This is a genomic window from Micromonospora sp. bgisy143, from assembly GCF_057708145.1.
On record NZ_JBYIRN010000005.1, the window covers coordinates 38162 to 55018 of the forward strand.

Annotated in this window: 12 protein-coding genes; 5 read left to right on the forward strand and 7 right to left on the reverse strand. The window is 67.0% G+C overall.

Features of this window, described 5'->3' with window-relative positions:
- Positions 1–15 precede the first annotated feature (15 nt).
- Entirely contained in the window at positions 16–1422 is a 1407-nt protein-coding gene (locus AC3EN4_RS09600; RefSeq protein ID WP_435205561.1) for a selenium-binding family protein, read from the forward strand.
- On the forward strand, positions 1419–2048 hold the full coding sequence (locus tag AC3EN4_RS09605; protein WP_435205562.1) for a hypothetical protein: 630 nt from the start codon (positions 1419–1421) through the stop codon (positions 2046–2048). The genes AC3EN4_RS09600 and AC3EN4_RS09605 overlap by 4 nt, the downstream gene beginning before the upstream one ends.
- A gap of 97 nt (positions 2049–2145) precedes the next feature.
- On the opposite strand, the gene AC3EN4_RS09610 is transcribed toward AC3EN4_RS09605, so the two are convergent.
- A complete protein-coding gene (locus AC3EN4_RS09610; protein ID WP_435205563.1) occupies positions 2146–2997 on the reverse strand; it encodes an alpha/beta fold hydrolase in 852 nt (283 codons plus the stop codon).
- A 167-nt stretch (positions 2998–3164) separates the two neighbouring features.
- Here AC3EN4_RS09610 and AC3EN4_RS09615 point away from each other — a divergent pair, with 167 nt between their 5' ends.
- The gene (locus tag AC3EN4_RS09615) at positions 3165–4031 is read left to right on the forward strand and encodes a metallophosphoesterase family protein (protein WP_435205564.1); all 867 of its coding nucleotides are present in this window, start codon (positions 3165–3167) and stop codon (positions 4029–4031) included.
- Here AC3EN4_RS09615 and AC3EN4_RS09620 read toward each other — a convergent pair.
- The 3 genes from AC3EN4_RS09620 to AC3EN4_RS09630 all read right to left on the reverse strand — a co-directional run bounded on the left by AC3EN4_RS09620 (position 4021) and on the right by AC3EN4_RS09630 (position 6899).
- On the reverse strand, positions 4021–5265 hold the full coding sequence (locus AC3EN4_RS09620) for a helix-turn-helix domain-containing protein (protein WP_435205565.1): 1245 nt from the start codon (positions 5263–5265) through the stop codon (positions 4021–4023). The genes AC3EN4_RS09615 and AC3EN4_RS09620 overlap by 11 nt on opposite strands.
- Positions 5252–5431 carry a hypothetical protein gene (locus AC3EN4_RS09625; protein ID WP_435205566.1) on the reverse strand — a complete coding sequence of 60 codons (180 nt, stop codon included), beginning with the start codon at positions 5429–5431 and terminating at the stop codon, positions 5252–5254. Before AC3EN4_RS09625 ends, AC3EN4_RS09620 begins: the two co-directional genes overlap by 14 nt.
- A 148-nt stretch (positions 5432–5579) precedes the next feature.
- Positions 5580–6899: a helix-turn-helix domain-containing protein gene (locus AC3EN4_RS09630; protein ID WP_435205567.1), complete on the reverse strand. Its 1320-nt coding sequence runs from the start codon at positions 6897–6899 to the stop codon at positions 5580–5582.
- Between the two features lie 722 nt (positions 6900–7621).
- Here AC3EN4_RS09630 and AC3EN4_RS09635 point away from each other — a divergent pair.
- A complete protein-coding gene (locus AC3EN4_RS09635; protein ID WP_435205568.1) occupies positions 7622–9061 on the forward strand; it encodes a hypothetical protein in 1440 nt (479 codons plus the stop codon).
- Between the two features lie 904 nt (positions 9062–9965).
- On the opposite strand, the gene AC3EN4_RS09640 is transcribed toward AC3EN4_RS09635, so the two are convergent.
- Positions 9966–11765 (reverse strand): hypothetical protein, encoded by a 1800-nt coding sequence (locus AC3EN4_RS09640; RefSeq protein ID WP_435205569.1) that lies wholly within the window; start codon positions 11763–11765, stop codon positions 9966–9968.
- Positions 11766–12198: 433 nt separating this feature from the next.
- On the reverse strand, positions 12199–14577 hold the full coding sequence (locus AC3EN4_RS09645) for a glycoside hydrolase family 99 protein (protein WP_435205570.1): 2379 nt from the start codon (positions 14575–14577) through the stop codon (positions 12199–12201).
- 181 nt (positions 14578–14758) lie between these two features.
- Between AC3EN4_RS09645 and rfbD the strand changes: the two genes are divergently transcribed.
- A complete protein-coding gene (gene rfbD / locus AC3EN4_RS09650; RefSeq protein ID WP_435205571.1) occupies positions 14759–15691 on the forward strand; it encodes a dTDP-4-dehydrorhamnose reductase in 933 nt (310 codons plus the stop codon).
- Between the two features lie 7 nt (positions 15692–15698).
- On the opposite strand, the gene AC3EN4_RS09655 is transcribed toward rfbD, so the two are convergent.
- Complete coding sequence (locus AC3EN4_RS09655; protein ID WP_435205572.1) at positions 15699–16751, reverse strand: NAD-dependent epimerase/dehydratase family protein; 1053 nt, start codon at positions 16749–16751, stop codon at positions 15699–15701.
- Between the last annotated feature and the right edge of the window lie 106 nt (positions 16752–16857).

Below are 16857 nucleotides of genomic sequence, written 5' to 3' on the forward strand. Positions count from 1 at the left end.
CGAAGCGGAGATGCGATGACCCGCTGGACGCCCGACCCCACCTTCTACCCGTCACCCCGCGAGGCGGCGACCGCGCCGGCGGAGAAGCTCGCCTACGTGGCAGCCTTCGACCGTACGGCCAGCCGCCCGGACGCCATCGTGGTGCTCGACACCGACCCGGACTCCCCCGACTACGGCCGGGTGGTCGGCTGGACCGACCTGCCGCACCTCGGCGACGAGCTGCACCACTTCGGCTGGAACGCGTGCAGCAGCGCGCTCTGCCCGACCGCCCCGCACCCGCACGTCGAGCGGCGCTACCTGATCGTGCCGGGCCTGCGTTCCTCGCGCATCCACGTCGTCGACACCCAGCCCGATCCACGCCAGCCGCAGGTCGTCAAGGTGATCGGACCGGAGGAGTTGGCGAAGCGGGCCGGCTACTCCCGGCCGCACACCGTGCACTGTGGTCCGGACGGCATCTACCTGTCCGCGCTCGGCGGCGCGGACGGCGAGGAAGGGCCGGGTGGCGTCGCGATCCTCGACCACACCACCTTCGAGGTCCGCGGGGCGTGGGAGGCCGACCGGGGGCCGCAGTTCCTCGCGTACGACGTGTGGTGGCACCTCAACCAGGACGTGCTGGTCACCAGCGAGTGGGGCACCCCGGCGATGATCGAGGACGGCATCATCGGGGAGCTGCTGCTGGGTCGCCGCTACGGTCACGCCATCCACTTCTGGGATCTCGCCAAGCGCCGGCACGTCCAGCGGGTCGACCTCGGCGATCAGTACCAGATGCCACTGGAGCTGCGTCCGGCGCACGATCCGACGAAGTCGTACGGGTTCGTCGGGGTCGTGATCAGCGTCGAGGACCTGTCCGCCTCGGTCTGGCTGTGGCACCGCGACGGGGACGCCTGGGCGGTCACCAAGGTGATCGACATTCCGGCCGAGCCGGCCGACCCGGCGGACCTGCCCGACCTGCTCAAGCCGTTCGGGGCGGTGCCGCCGCTGGTGACCGACATCGACCTGTCCGTCGACGACCGCTTCCTGTACGTGTCGTGCTGGGGCACCGGGGAGCTGCGCCAGTACGACGTCAGCGACCCGCTGCACCCGGTGCAGACCGGCTCGGTGCACCTGGGCGGGATCGTCCGCCGTACGGCCCACCCGTCCGCGCCCGACGAGGCCCTGGCCGGCGGCCCGCAGATGGTGGAGGTGAGCCGGGACGGCCGGCGGGTCTACGTCAGCAACTCCCTCTACGGCGCGTGGGACGACCAGTTCTACCCCGACGGGGTCGGCGCGTGGCTGGCCAAGCTCGACGTGGACGTCGAGGCCGGCGGGCTCACCCCCGACGAGCGGTTCTTCCCGCACGGGGACGAGTTCCGGGGGCTGCGCGTGCACCAGACGCGCCTCCAGGGCGGGGACGCGTCCTCCGACTCGTACTGCTTCCCGTGACCGTCGGGACCCTGGCGACGCTCGCCGCGCTCGGGGCGTTCCATGGCCTGAACCCGGCGATGGGTTGGCTGTTCGCGGTGGCCCGGGGCCTTCAGGAGCGCAGCCGTTCGGCGCTGCTGCGCGCGTTGCCGCCGATCGCGGCGGGGCACCTGGCCTCGGTGGCGATCGTCGCGGCGCTGGTCACGGCGACCCGTTCGGTGACGACGAGCACGGTCCTGGCGGTGGTCGGCGGGGTGCTGCTGGTCGGCTTCGGACTGTGGCGGCTGCTCTCCGAGCGGCACTTCCGCTGGGCGGGCATGCGACTGTCGGCGGCACAGCTCGCCGGCTGGTCGTTCCTCATGTCATCGGCGCACGGCGCGGGGCTGATGCTGCTGCCGGTGCTGGTGGCCGAGCCGGTTCCCGGGGGCCATTCGGGGCACCTGGCGGCGGCGTCGGTGGGCGCGCTGCCCGGGTTGGCGGCCGCCGGGGTGCACACCGTGGCGATGTTCGGCACCGCCCTGGCCGTCGCGGTGCTGGTCTACGAGGTGCTCGGGGTGGGGGTGCTGCGCCGGGCCTGGTTCAACGTGGACCGACTGTGGGCCGGCGTGCTGGTCGCGGCGGGGCTGGTGACGCTGATCCGGGCGTGACCGCGCGGACGCCGACACCCGGCCCCGGTGCGAAACGCTGGGGCCGGGTGCCGGAGCGCCGACATGGCGCTGGCGTCCGATCGGCTACCGGTACGGGTCAGGCGCGGGCCTTCGCAGGCTGCTTCATGAAGTCCATGATCGCCTTGTTGACCTCGTCGGCGTGCGTCCACGGGATACCGTGCGGCGCGCCCTTGAGCGTGACGAGTGTGCCGGTCGGCATCATCGGGCCGAGCCGCTGACCGGTCACCGGGTACGGCAGCACCCGGTCCTGGTCACCCTGCACGATCAACACCGGAATGTCGATCTTCGGCAGGTCCGGCCGGAAGTCCTCCTGCCAGGCGTCCACACTGTCGTGGGTGGCCTTGGCGGAGGCCATCGCGCCGATCTGCCAGTGCGCCCGGTACGCCTCTTCACTGACCCGCTTGCCCATGTTCTGATCCGGGTTGAAGAAGGCGTCGCAGAAGGACGTCAGGTAGGCGAACCGGTCCTTGATGATGGCGTCCTGGAAGCCCTTGAAGAGATTCCGCTCGACGCCCTCGGGGTTGTCGTCGGCCTTGGCCAGCATCGGCTCGAGCGGGCTGAGCAGCACCGCCCGGCTGACCCGCTGGGAGCCGTAGTTGCCCAGGTAACGCACGACCTCACCGGTGCCCATCGAGTGCCCCACGAGGGTGACGTCACTCAGGTCCAGCTCGGTCATCAACACGTCCAGGTCGGCCGCGAACGTGTTGTAGTCGTACCCGAACGCCGGCTGCGCCGAGTTACCGTAACCGCGCCGATCGTAGGTGATCGTCCGGTATCCGGCATTCAGCAGCGCCCTGGTCTCCTTCTCCCAGGTCGCGCCGTTGAACGGGAAGCCGTGGATCAGCACCACCGGCTTACCGGAACCGTGGTCCTCGTAGTACAGGTCGATGGGCGCGGAGTTTTCCGTCCCCACGGTGATGAAAGGCATGTTTCGTCTCCTGCTCCGGTTTCGGTCTCTCGGACGCCCCGCGCTTTCCCGCCGGGTCAGCGGATATGCCGGCCCGGGGGCACGTCCCGTGGTAGCCACGGCAAGCGGAGCAGGACACGACCGAATCGGAGTATGCCGATCGGCCCGCCGACGCCTAGCCTCGATCCGTGAGCGTTTCGCCCCGGCTGCGGGCCGTCAGCGACCTGCACATCAGCTACGCGGACAACCGCGCCTTCGTCCAGGAGCTGCACCCGGACCACCCCGGCGACTGGTTGCTGGTGGCCGGTGACGTGGCCGAGAAGTTCGCCGACATCGAGTGGGCGCTCACGCTGCTGAGCAGCCGCTTCGCCACCGTCGTGTGGGCGCCCGGCAACCACGAGCTGTGGACGCCACCGGGCGAGCCGGAGCACCTGCGCGGCGAGACCCGCTACCGCGAGCTGGTGGCGATGTGCCGGCGCCTCGGCGTCGTCACGCCCGAGGACCCGTACCCGGTATGGGACGGCGAGGGCGGCCCCGCCACCATCGCCCCACTCTTCGTGCTCTACGACTACACGTTCCGGGTGCCCCAGGCCCGCACCAAAGAGGAGTCGCTGGCCCTGGCCCACGCGGCCGGCGTGGTCTGCACGGACGAGGCGTTGCTACACCCCCACCCGTACCCGAGCCGCGAGGCCTGGTGCGCCGCCCGCGTCACCGAGACCGAACGCCGCCTCACCGAACGCGACCCGGACCTGCCGACCGTGCTGGTCAACCACTATCCCCTCGTGCGTGAACCCACCGACATCCTGTGGTTCCCGGAGTTCGCCCAATGGTGCGGCACCGTCCGCACCCGCGACTGGCACCTGCGCTTCGGCGCGTCCACGATGGTCTACGGGCACCTGCACATTCCCCGCACGACCTTCTACGACGGCGTCCGCTTCGAGGAGGTCTCGCTCGGCTACCCCCGCGAGTGGCGGCGACGCGGCCCGGTCCCCAACCCGGTCCGCACCATCAACCCCGCCGACGACGTACGTCGTCGCGAGTCCGTCACCGGGTGAGCCCGACCAGCGTCGCCAGTCGCGCCACGCCGGCCGCCGCCGGCTTGGCACGGGCAACATCGGCGATGAGGGTACGCGCCAGAGACCGCCCCCGAACCTCACCCGGCGCGACACTGTCCGCGTCGACCAACGCACGCGCCGCCCCGCGCACGTCACCGGCAAGCAGGTAGATCCGCGCGGCGTCGAGCAGGTAGGCACCGCGATACTCGGCCGGCAATCGCCGCCACACCTCCCGCCGCACGATCGTCGTGTGCCGTTTGAGTGCGCCATCGACGTCACCGCGCTGCGCCGCGAGGAGCACCCGCGCCATGTCCACGGTGACCGGCCCGAAGCTGGTGCCGTGCGGTTCGTCGTACCCCCGGAGGTTCGCGGTGACGCCCGCGGCCCGGTCGATCAGGTCGGTGGCGCGGCGGTGCTCGCCGCAGCCGGCGGCGGCGAGGGCGGCCTGAACCAGCAACGTCCCACCCACCGCCCACGCGCGACGGTCACCCCGGCGTACGTGTTCGCCCCGGCCCCGGTGATCAAGAGGTTGGCGTCGGCCCTGATCTCCAAAAGTGCCGCAAACCTCTTGATCACCTTCGTCGGCTGACGAGGGAAGGACACGGTGTGCGGCGGCGAGGGTCGCCGACAGGGCCAGCCGGTCCCGGACCGACGCGCGTAGCGCCTGGGCCACCGCGATTGCCGCTGTCGCCACAAGGACCGGGTCGTCTTGGGCAGCGCCCATGGCGCGGTCGGCGGCCAGCCAGCCGAGGTCGGCCTCGCCGAGCTTGACCAGCAACAGCGCCGCGATCCGGTACGCCTGCACCAGCACCTCCGGCGACCGGGCGCCCTGGGCGGCGTCGAGGAGATGCGGCACCGCCCGCGCCAACTGCGGGTAGTGCGCGTGCTGGTAGGTCAACCAGGCGTGCCCGACCTGTCGCCTCAGCTCGTGCAGGTGTGGCGGGGTCGGTGGTGTGTCGTAGCGGGCGAGCGCGGCTCGGATGTCGTCCACTCCGGTCGGGGTGCTCGTCGGCGCGCTGGGCGGCTGGCCGAGCAGCACCTCCGGATCGACCCGAAGGACGCGGGAGAGTTCCTGGATCACCGAGTACCGGTCAAGGGGGCGAACGCCGCGCTCGATTTTGTCCACCCAGCTCTTCGACCTGCGGAGGCGGTCGGCAAGCATCTGCTGCGTCATCGACCGTCGGACCCGCCAACCGGCCACCCGCCGTCCGATGGGGAGATCATCGCTGCTCACGCCGCCACCGCCGGTCCGGGACCGCACGGGTCGTGTCGTCCACGGGTACGCGTTCCGCCTCGGCCTGGGCCAGGATGCGCTGCTTGGCCGCCTCCCGCTCGGCCGCCTCAGCCTGTTCACCCTTGCTCACCGTCTCGTCGCCGCGCCCATCGTGCCTGCCGCTCATTCCCCCACCTCACGGGTCGGGGCGCGACGTGCACATGACCGGATGGCCGCCGCGCCCGGCTCGCCGCGCCCGATCGGGCGACCATTCAGCGATGCCTAGGTGACAGCCTGTGACGATCATTGATTGCGATCCAGACGGATCGCGTCCGCTACTGTCCTTCGAGGTGTCCGCCTGGATCGGCGGACAGGCCAGCGGACAGCTCTAGGAACTCGTCAGCAGCGCTCGTCCTGCCGTCGACGGCGGCGATCATGTGACGCAGCTCGGCGACACGGTCAACAGCACGTTGCGACCGCGCTGAGCGCGCGAGAGCCACGGAACGTCCGGCCACGGCGATGGCCTGCTCAGCCTCTCCGGCTTGCAGCAGCGCTTGGGTGAGCCAACCGAGGTACAAGGAGGTCTCGCGGGGCGAGTCGTCGCCGTAACGACGGATGGCATCTTCCAAGATGGGCACCGCTCTGAGCGGTCGCCGCAATTCAGTCCACACACGTCCCGCCATGACCTGGACCTCGTCCTGGGTCAGCCAGTATGCCCAGGAAGGCGCATCGCCCAGGTTGACGTGCTGATAGACCTCGGCGACGTCGCCCAAGGCCCGCTCGGCGAGACTTGCCTCGCCCATGCGTGCGTGCGCCCAGGCGACGCGCTCAAGCAGCAGAGCTTGGCCGGTAGCCTCAGCCGCGTGCCGGCCTCCCACGTAGGCTGATCGAGCCAAGGTGACTGCCTCGCGTCGGTCACCAAGGTTCGCCTTAAGGTACGAGAGGCTGCTCAGGCAGTTGGCCGCACTGGCAGTGTCGCCACCAGCGTGTGCAGCCCGCATCCCGGTCAGGTAGTGATGGCGTGCCTCGAAGAGCCGACCAGCGTCCTCGGCGACGAAGCCCGCCAACTGACACAGGTCGGCGATGACAACGAGCAGCCTCCGACTCACGGCTTCCCGATAGCTACCCTCACGCAGAAGGTCGGCGGTGGCGGCCAACTCGGCGGAAACCATTGCGTAGGTCTCGGCGCCACCCACGTGGTCGTCCAGCCGTCGGAGCTGACGAACCCGGTCCTCGATCCGACCCACCGTCTCGTCCCCGACCCGCCGACCCCCGGTCAGCTCATATCGCTGTGGTGGCTCGGCGATCAACCACTGATGGGCCAATGCGGCGGCGTTCTCAGCCGTGGGCGTCTGCGTTACGAGCAGTTCAGCGAGCTGTTCCGCGTCGCATCGTAGCCATTGCGTTCCACCGACGCCCGCCGAACGCTCCTCGACAGCGGGGACCGCAAGGAGTGCAGCCAGCGTCCCGTCCGCCTCCAAGGCAGTGTCCAAGCGCTGGGCAGTGGTCAAGGCCGGCGTCTTCCGACCGCAAGCCAGGTCATGCAGGTAGCTCTTGCTGTAAAACGTCTGTCTTGCCAACGCGCGATAACTGATTCCACGACTCATGATCAGAGCACGGAGCTGATCGGCGAAAGACGAGGCGGATTCTGACATCACTGCTCCCGACGGGACTGCACGGGCAACGCCGATCTTGACAACTGCCACTTCGGACAGTACCTCCATTGTCGTCGCCCAAGCCACAGGAAACACACGCGAGTCATTACGGATGGATGAAAGCGCCCACTCAGGCCAAGTCACACGTTCATAATCCGGTGTACAGGTCGAATCGTCCGCCGCCCATCAGCTCAGAGCCTCGATCATGGCTCTGAGCTGCCCGTTCATCTGGTGCCGTTGGTTGACCTTGGTCATCGTTGGGTGGCGTTTGACAGCCTGGCCACGGCCTGGGACGGCCTGGAGACGGCCTGAGCGCCGGCTCAGTTGGCCTCGCGCCGGGCTGCGCCCGTGGGGGCTCTACGGGGCCGGGCGTGGGGTTCCGGGTAGGAGGCCGGCGGCGCTGGGGAGGGTCGGGCACGTCTGGCCGTGGAGCTGGTTACCGCGATGAAATGAGCCAGTGGCAAGCGAGTCCCGGGTTGGACTGGCGCGGCAGCCGGAAGCCCCGACCCCGCGACCAGTCCGACCCGGCGGCTTCCGTCACGGCCTTGCTGGGCTTGGTCCCTCTGGTTGATGGGGCGGTGTCCCGGCGGCTGTCGGCGGCTTGCCGCCCCTCACCGCGCGGAGCGCGGTGCCTTGTCGGTAATCTGACTAGGAAGTCGGCAATCCCTGACTTAGGGCTAGGGTTCTAAACCGCCAAATCGCATCGGCTGCACTTTGTATCAATGAATCGGAAAGATATGAACATTCTGTCGCAAGTGGTCCCGGGCCTGCGCGACACGCGTACGCCGTTCTCGGTTGGGCTGCTCTGGTCAGGCGCTTTATGGTTGATCTTTTTCCTGATCCCGGAACAGGACTGGCGCAACTCGCATATCAAGCCTGTTGTGGAGCCGCTCCAAGCTCTTCCCGATCAACTCTTGCTTGTTTTTGGCATCTTTTTGATCTACTTGTTGGGCGTCTTGCTGGAGATGCTTAGCAGGATTTTCTGGGGACTGTTCATGATCGCCCTAGCGCTCCTAAATGTAGCACTAGTATTTGCCGCTCTCCGCAGTGCCGCAGCGGCGCCTTCGCTGTTTCTTGTCATTCTTGGAGTGTTCGCAATATACGTAGCCTTAGCTGCGTCTAGAATGCGACGCAAGCTTCTAGACGAGCCGTATCGGAAAGTGCTGGAAGACACGGCTTTGCAGTCTATCGAGTCCATCGGTGGTCGCATAGCTGCTTTCTTTCGGCAGGTGCGAGAGATTGCCGAGCCCGACTATGGAAATTTTCAAGAACTGCTGAAGGCTGATCTTGAGTCGGCGTTTGGCGAGAACCCAGGAATTCTTGACAATGCCCTAAAGGTGATGACTTCAGAAACATTGAGCAAGGCTGCCGAGGCAGTACACCTTAGCAATCGGGAGGTGTATCCATTCGCGACCGAGGAGCAGAAACCGAGAATTGCGAAAGCCGACGACATATCTTTACTGAGTTTCTATATCCGCCGTGATGACAGCATTGCGAAGGTGGCGCGTGCGGCCATCGCTCAGAAGTTGAAAGAAGATTCGGTGGCACGGGTCGAATTTGCGGCTGCCGTGTTCAACTTGAAGGCTCTGCGGGACCGGCTCCGCGCGCGTATGGAGCAGGCAGAGGTAGTGTTGCGAGTAAACTACAAGGATCTTCATAATGAAATTGATCGCGTTAGGTCGGAGGGTGAGTTCCGTAAGGGTGTAGCCTGGCCCCTGGCGGCCTTCTCGATTGCAGCGGTTTTAACCACATATGACTTCCTCGGCTTCCGTGTGACGCCCGCTGCGGGACTAATTCTAGTCGTCGCCGCAGTCGGGGCGGGCGGGATGATTCACGCCGCTGGAGCGGAACGCACGCGACGTGCAAGTCAGTTGTTATACGCCTGCGTATTGCAAAATCTGGTAGGCGTGACGCGAGAGAAGCTTTACGGTGACGAGCTCTTCATTCCCCTGGAGCGGCCTCGGATTGAGCGAACGCCAGAAATCCGAAGAAGAATAAAAGAAATTCTACGGGAAGCGGCCCTGCAGAGATTGAATCAGGTAGCTTCGAGGCTTAGATCCAAGTCGCCACAGGCTGCCTCGGCGGCGCCGCCCCCGCAAGATTCGGGTTTAATCTCCCAGTTGCGAAAAGATGATGAAGGCGTCCCTCGCAAGCGTGCCTAGAGATGGTTGGCGGAGAGCTGCACTGTGAGCGACCTTCGCGCGATGCCCGCCGTCGATCTCGCTGAAGGCGACAAAGATAGTCATCGATCAAGGCTTTACTCAGGAGTCGCGCAAAGCCCTGGGCCAGCCGTTGAAGCGGAGGATGCGCGTTTGGCGATGTGCCTGATGGCAGGTGGTCCGCGGAGATCTACAACGCTGTGGTTCCTGACAAGGATCCGTAAAGCCGCGTGGGCCAGTGGACCGGATCGTCGTGGGTCGCCGTTGCGGGTGCGGACTCCCTTGGGCGGCGGCGCGAAGGTGCCGCGACTTCCGGCAGGACATGAATGTCAGGCACTACCAGTAGCACGCCTCTGGCCCTGTCCGCTGGACGGCGCGCATACGACACCGAACGGCCTGACGACGGCCTACAGCGGCCTTCGCTACGCTCCGCCCCTGGTCAGCGGGGGTGTGATGATCTTAATCCGGCGTACAGGTCGACTCGTCCGTCGCCCACCAGGCCAACCACCTGCGCACGGTGTTGACCTGATGTTTCTCGGGCGCACTTGGTCGCTCTAAGGCTTTCTGCGGCTAGCCAGGGGCCAGACCGCGCGCGGATGCGGGATAAAGGCATTCCAAGGTCCCATAGCCCCGGATAATGCAGGGCTCCTCGCTGGCAGCCGGATAGCGACCGCATCCATGCCTCGGCCGGCTCCACTCACACCGACGTAAAGCGCAGCCAGTCAACTGGCTAGCCCAACTCACCCCTTCGTCCCTTGGGCGGGTTGCCGCCGCTGGCAAGGCTGCTGCGATCAGGGTGGTACGGGAGTTCGACCTGTCGGACAGCTAGCTAGCACGGCCACCGGCCTAGCGAGACTCAATGACAGCTGGTGCGTGCGGCTTGCTGACGCAGCTACACGGAGGAAGGCTAGTCACTTGCGCTAACCTCCAGCACGCTCACCTTCTCGGGGATTCGGATTCGAGCAAGAGGGCCTTCGTAGTAGTCACTCCATAGAACAGTAAGCAACTTATCATCTGGCAACACGATTTCAGTAACCGAACTATAGTTGAATCTAGAGTTCCAGAGATTAACTACGGCTCTCATGCAATTAGCCCTGGCAAGCGTGACTCGACCGCCACGGAAGTCGACTCCCACAAAATCTAGAACTGTATCATCCATTGAGCAGCGGTCAAGAACAAGGACGCCGTCCCAGAATTCTGCCGAATTCAATTGAAGAGCGGCAACGGGATGCGGGTCCCAGACCATATCACGCTCTACCACCGGCAATTTCTCAAGCCCTCGAATCCACTGGGCTGTTTCTCGCTCGGCCCCCTCCCCCCTCAAGCCTTCGAAGTGAGCGTATTCAAAATCAACCGTAGATCCCTTGAATTTGACTCCAGCGAAATTTATCTCACTTGCCACAAACCGCGCCATCGCAAAGGTTACTTCCCCTCCTGCCAGTACGGCATTTTCAAGCGAAATGACACCGTTGTTGAATCTCGCTTCTCGGAAGGAAACCAAGCCCCCGTTCAAAAGGATGTGCTTCAAGGTAACCCAACAGCCATCTCGGCGCGAGCCACGAATCAGGTTGGACCGACCCTGCTCTACTCCTTCGGACACTCCTTCGAGGTGCTCGTAGTCGAGCGCCCCGAGGTAAACCTGGCCATCCTCAATGATCGCATCATCGAAGGTGAGCGGTGCCGGCTTCCGCCTGTCATCGGTCGCAATCGGGGATAGGCGGCCGAGGTTGAGCCTCGACCCGCTTATCCGACAACCTTCGAAGGAGATCTGCCCGGTTAGGATCATGCCATGGTTACAGACCAGGCCGCTACCGAGGAATTCGGCGTCCTCGAAGGAGAGCCTTCCTCGATCAACAAATACGCCCGAGATGTCGATTTCTCCAGCCGTAAACTGAGCTTGTCGGAAGTTTACCCCTCCTCCATCGAGGGCCAATCCCTTCAGACTTATCTGGCCGCCGAGAAGCTTAGCCCTTGAGAAGTCTAGGGTTGACCGCTCAAGCTTTATGTTGTCGAGATTCACCCCATCAAGATTGGCTCCACTCATATCAAACCGGAGCCCATCCCAGCGCTGAGGCGCATCTTCCAGTAGGTGCTCACGAATCACAGAGAATACCGTGCGGCGAACCTCGCGCTCTCCGGTATCTTCTATATCTGGCGCCACCGGCAGCCGGATATAGGCACAGAGAACATCGATGCACTGCTGGCGACCAAGTGACCAGTCCTCGGCGAGCGAGGCCAAAGAGTAGACGCCGCTAAGTCGGACGGCAGGGGATTCCTTGTTGCCGAGAAGAATAACAGCCTGGTGGAATCTTTCGTTCAGGCTGCGATACACCTCCCGCTGTTCGGCGCGGTCTCCGCGCCGATGCTCCCTCTCGTTCCGAAGATGTTCAGCCTCCGCCGCAAGTTGCTTTCTGAAGCCCACGACGAGAGCACCCGCCCCGCCGATCCCTCCGGCAACAGCTAGCGCTACTTTCGCTAGATCCAGGGCGTCTTTGGGCGACGTTGTAACGATCTTCGTCTGCGGATTCATCAAAATCAGCCAGCCGACAAAACCAACTAATCCTGCGACCGTCAGCGCAAGGAGCACAACAACGGATATGGCGGCGAAGAGGGGGACGCGTCCAACTCCGCGCGATCTTGCTGGCTCAGTCGCGCCTTCTACCATTCGCACTACCGTCCTGAAGGAGGCTCCGTCGTCAGAGTTCATCGGGCATCACGATGCCCGGCAGTCTAGGCTCTTGCGGCCCACTCCGCCTATGCCCGCTCGAAGCCATCCCGTCCGCCGCCGACCCACACCTCGGTGAAGCGGGCCAGGGCCAGGGTGCCAAGGTGGAGCGCTCTACTGGACGAGTCTCAATGGTGGCTGTCAAGCGGGGCTTGCGGGCGGGCAGGGTCTCCTCGTTCGGGCAGGCATGCTCCTGCCCAGGGTTCGGGATCGGGTCAAGGCTCGCCGTAGGCGACCGCGTAGCGGCTTGCCCTTGATCCGACCGGGGTTCTCGGGCAGCGCCTGTGGTGCCCGGCCGAGGAAACCCGTTGCGGTCTCTGAGGGAGGGTCGGGGTGCGGGGCAGCGCCCCGCTTCTTAAGGGCGCGGCAGCAGGAGCGGCCGCCGGTCGGCGTCCGGCGGCCGCCCCACGTCCGGTCAGCTCGCGTACACCTCAAGCGCCGCCAGCTGCCCGGCCGGCCACCCGGTGTTACCGGTAACCGTGACCCGCACGTAACGAGCCTGCGCCGCACCAAACGTCAACGACACCGAGTTGCCCGTCGAGGGGTCAAAGGTCCGCCCCGCCGAACCAACCAACGTCCCGAAGCTAGAACCGTCCGTGCTGCCGGTCACGGCGACCGTTTGCGTCCGCGCACCCCACGCCGATGACGGCGGCAGCTTCAACACCACCCGTCCGACCGTGCGAGTCGCGCCCAGATCGACCTGCACCCACTGGGGGAAGGCGTTGTTGGCGCTCTCCCAGTAGCTGTTGGCGTCGCCGTCGACCACGTTGCCCGAGCCGTAGCTCTGCACGTGGCTGCTCTCCGAGGTGGACCGGCCGCGGGCGAGGTCGGAGTTGGCGGCGGCGTCGGTGGTCACGGTGACGGCGTTCGACGCGCCCGAGGTGTTGCCGCCCGCGTCGCGGGCGACGACCGTGAAGGTGTACGAGGTGGACGCGTTGAGCCCACTCACGGTCGCGGTGGTGCCCGTGACGGTGGCGACGACCGTGCCGCCCTGGCGTACCTGGTAGCCGGTGACGCCCTTGTCGTCGGTCGACGCCGTCCAGGCCAGGGACACGCTGCTCGACGTCTTGGCGGTCACCGCGAGGCCACTCGGGGCGGTCGGCGGGTTGTCCGTGGTGCCGCTGGATCCGTACACCTCGACCTTGGCGAGCTGGCCCGCCGGCCAGCCGGTGTTACCGGCGATGCTCAGCCGGATGTGGCGGGCCGTGGTGGTCGTCAGCGTGCGGCTGACGGTGTTGCCGGTCGCCGGGTCGAAGGCGAACGCCGAGGCCCCGGCGATGGTCGAGAAGGAGCTGCCGTCGACGCTGCCCTGCACGGTGATGGTCTGGGTGCGCGCCTCCCAGCCGGCGGGGAGCCGCACCACGAGTCGGCTGACCTGCTGGCTGGCGCCGAGGTCGACCTGCCACCAGTGCGGGAACGCGCCGCCGCCGCTCTCCCAGTAGCTGCCGGCGTCGGCGTCCACCGCGTTCGAGGCTACGAACGGGCCGTTCTGGCTGCTGGCCGAGGCGGACCGGCCGGCCGCGAGGTCGCCGCTGGTCGGGGGCGGGGTGCCGACCATGGGCGGGGTGGGGCGGGTCGCAGTGAGGGCGAGCTGTCCCTTGAGCATCCGGCCGCCGTCGGCGGTGATCCGCAGGTAGTAGTCGGCCGAGCAGGCCACGCCGTCCTCGTCCAGGGCGCGGATGTTCGCGCCGGCGGGTGTGGTGGCCTGGGTCTCGGAGGTCTTGGCGATCTGGTTGCCCTCGTTGTACTCGTCGAACATGGACACGTAGAGGCCCTGGGATCCGAGTCGGACCATGTTGTAGATGTGCCGCCAGTAGAAGTCGCCGTGGCGGCGGTGCCCGCCGGCCAGGTCGCCGGGCATCACGCAGGGCAGGTAGTCGATGCCGCGCGCCGCGCAGTCGGCCATGTCGCCGATGTTGACGTTGTTGTAGTACGAGTCGAGCCCTTCGAGGGTGTCGGTCCGGTAGACCATCCACGGCGAGATGGCGTGGAAGGCGTGGTAGACGTCGAGGAAGCCGGAGCGGGAGTCGTTGATCCCCTGCCGCCACCACGTTGGCACGCCGCCGATGACGTAGCAGCCCTGCGCCTTGAACCAGTTGATGACCTCGAGGCAGGGCCCGGGGGTGAAGGGCCGGCTCGGCTCGCTGAAGCCGAAGCCCCAGATGCAGACGACCGGCTTGCCGTTCTGGCGGGCGTACGCGCTGGACGCGGTGTGCGTGGACATCTTGTTCAGCCAGTCGGTCTTGATGTCCGCCTGCATGGTGAGCCAGTCGGTGACGTCGTACATGATGTAGAACTTGCGGTTGTAGCGCTCGGCCGCGGCGCGGACCTTGAGCGTCATGGCGTCGCGGGTCGGCCCCTCGTCGCCGGTCGGGTTGAAGCGTTGCAGGGCGGCGGTGTCGCAGCCGTACTCCTGCATCCAGCGGAAGTGGGTGTCCACGGTCTGCTGGTCGTAGGAGGAGAAGAGGGTGGCCGGCGAGCCGTTGCCGAGGTTCGGGTACGCGGTGGGGTAGCTGCGCGTGTACTCGCGCATGTCCGGCCAGGACACAATCGTGGTGTTGCTGGGCGAGGGCGGCTGGAACCGGTCGCGGCTCCAGTGCCACCACCCCCCGATGGGCGCGGAGTCGCCGGGTGCGCTGAACCAGCCCTGGTAGCCGACGGTCACCTTGCCGACGACATCACCTACTGGGCTGGCGGCCTGGGCGGGGCTGGCGAGGAGCTTCGTGGTGGAGGCGGCGGCGAGGGCGGAGCCGGCCAACACGGACGTGACGAACCTGCGGCGGGTTACCGCCATGGGGACCACTCCTTCGGGACGGAAGGCATTGACGGCCATCGTGGCAGTTCCGAATACGATTCAGCAAGAGTGCGACTGATCGATGGAAAAAATCGTCAGGTCTCCGGAGGTGGCGCGCACCTGTCGTGTTTCATGCACTCAAAGCTCTACTTGGGTGTTTTGTACGTTTTATCCTTTTTTGATGGAGACAGCAGCTCGTTGGTTGGTGACCGGGGCGCACGGCATGCTGGGTCGCGACCTGGTCGACGCGCTCGGACGCCATCCCGGCGCGTCCGTGACCGTCGCCGACCACGCCACGCTCGACGTCACCGACCCGGCGGCGGTCATGCGCCTCGTGCCGGGCCACGACATCGTGGTCAACACGGCCGGCTGGACCAATGTGGACGCCGCAGAAGAGGCCGAGGACGACGCGACAGCCGTCAACGGCACGGCCGTGGCGCACCTGGCCCGGGCCTGCGCCGACTCCGGCGGCTGCCTGCTGCACATCTCGACCGACTACGTCTTCGGCGGGACCGCCCGCCGCCCCTACCGCGAGCACGACCGCACCGGTCCGGTGAACGCGTACGGCCGGAGCAAGCTCGCCGGCGAACACGCCCTGCTGCGGCTGCTGCCCGAGCAGGGCTACATCGTCCGGACCGCCTGGCTGTACGGCGAGCATGGGCGTAACTTCGTCGCCACCATGCTCGCCCAGGCCGCTGCGTCACCCGTGGTACGGGCGGTGGCGGACCACACCGGCCAGCCGACCTGGAGCCGGGCGCTGGCCCGGCAGTTGGTGGAGCTGGGCCAGGCGGCCCACGCCGGAGTGGCCCCGCCGGGGATCTACCACGGCACCAGCGCGGGCCACTCGACCTGGTACGACCTGACCCGGGCGCTGTTCGACCTGGCCGGACTGGGCCCGGAGCGGGTACGGCCGGTGCCGCACACGATGTTCCCCCGCCCCGCCCGGCGTCCCGCCTACGGCGTGCTGGGGCACGGACGGTGGCGGGTGGCCGGAGTGAGCCCGCAGGCGCCCTGGCGGGAGCAGCTCGAGGAGGCGTTGCGGACCCCCGCGTTCGCCGCTCTCGCCGAGACCGCCCGCGCCCGCTCACCGCGCCTCGAGACGTCGGGGCGGTAGCCCGCCTTTACTGGGTCGCCGCCACCGGGTCGAGGTCGCGCGCCTGGCTGAGGATCTGGCCGCCGTGGCGGCGACGGGCGTCGCGCACCGTCATCCGCACACCCTCGGTGAGACCGACCTTCGGGTACCACCCGAGCAGCTCGCGGGCCTTGCGGATGTCGAGCGCCATGGTGCGTACCTCCCCCGGCCAGGGCAGCGGCTCGTAGCGGGCCACGGCGTCGACCCCGCACGCGTCCCGGACGGCGGCGTACACCTCGTTGATGCTCGTCTGCCGGCCCGAGGCGATGTTGACCATCCCCGCCCCCGGTTGGTGGGAGGCGACCGCCACCGCCTCGGCCACGTCACTGACGTGGATGAAGTCCCGGGTCTGCGCGCCGTCGTCGTAGATCACCACCTGCCGACCCCGGACGAGGGCATCCGCCATGAGGGACACCACGCCGCAGTCGCCGCCCTCCTGCCGCGGGCCGTAGACATTGCCGAAGACCATCGAGGTGTACGCCAGGCCGTGCTGCCGCCCGTACCAGTCGAGGTAGTGCACACCGGCGGCCTTGCTGATGCCGTACGGGCTGACCGGCGCGATCGCGTGGTCCTCCCGGATCGGCAGCTCGTTGGCGGGTACCCGGCCGAAGATGGCGCTGCTGGCCGCGTTGATCACCAGCCGTACGCCGCTGCGGACGCAGGCGTCGAGCACGTTGACGGTGCCGAACACGTTCACGTCGGCGTCGTACAGGGGTGAGCGGCGGGCCGCCGGAACGCTGGGTTGCGCGGCCAGGTGCACCACCACCTCGGGCTGCCACTGGTGCACGATCTCCAGCCCTTCCGGGGTGCGGATGTCGCCGGTCACCACGTCGGCCTCGGTCAGCCCGCCGTACGCGGCGTCGGCGAGGTTCTCCAGCCTCCCGGTGGAGAAGTTGTCGAGGACGCGGACCTCGCTACCCATCAGCATCATCCGGGCGACCACGTGGCTGCCGATGAAGCCGGCGCCGCCGATCACCAGTACGCGCCGGGGCACCGGGATTGCCGCCGGTTCGGGACTGACGGCGATGTCGGGCAGGACCATCTGGAACTCCTCGGTACGACAGGGCCGTGGGCCGACGCCGGCGACCCAGGCTCGGGCCACCGGCGCTGGCCTGGAACGCCGGAAAGGGACGCTTTCCCCACCCAGA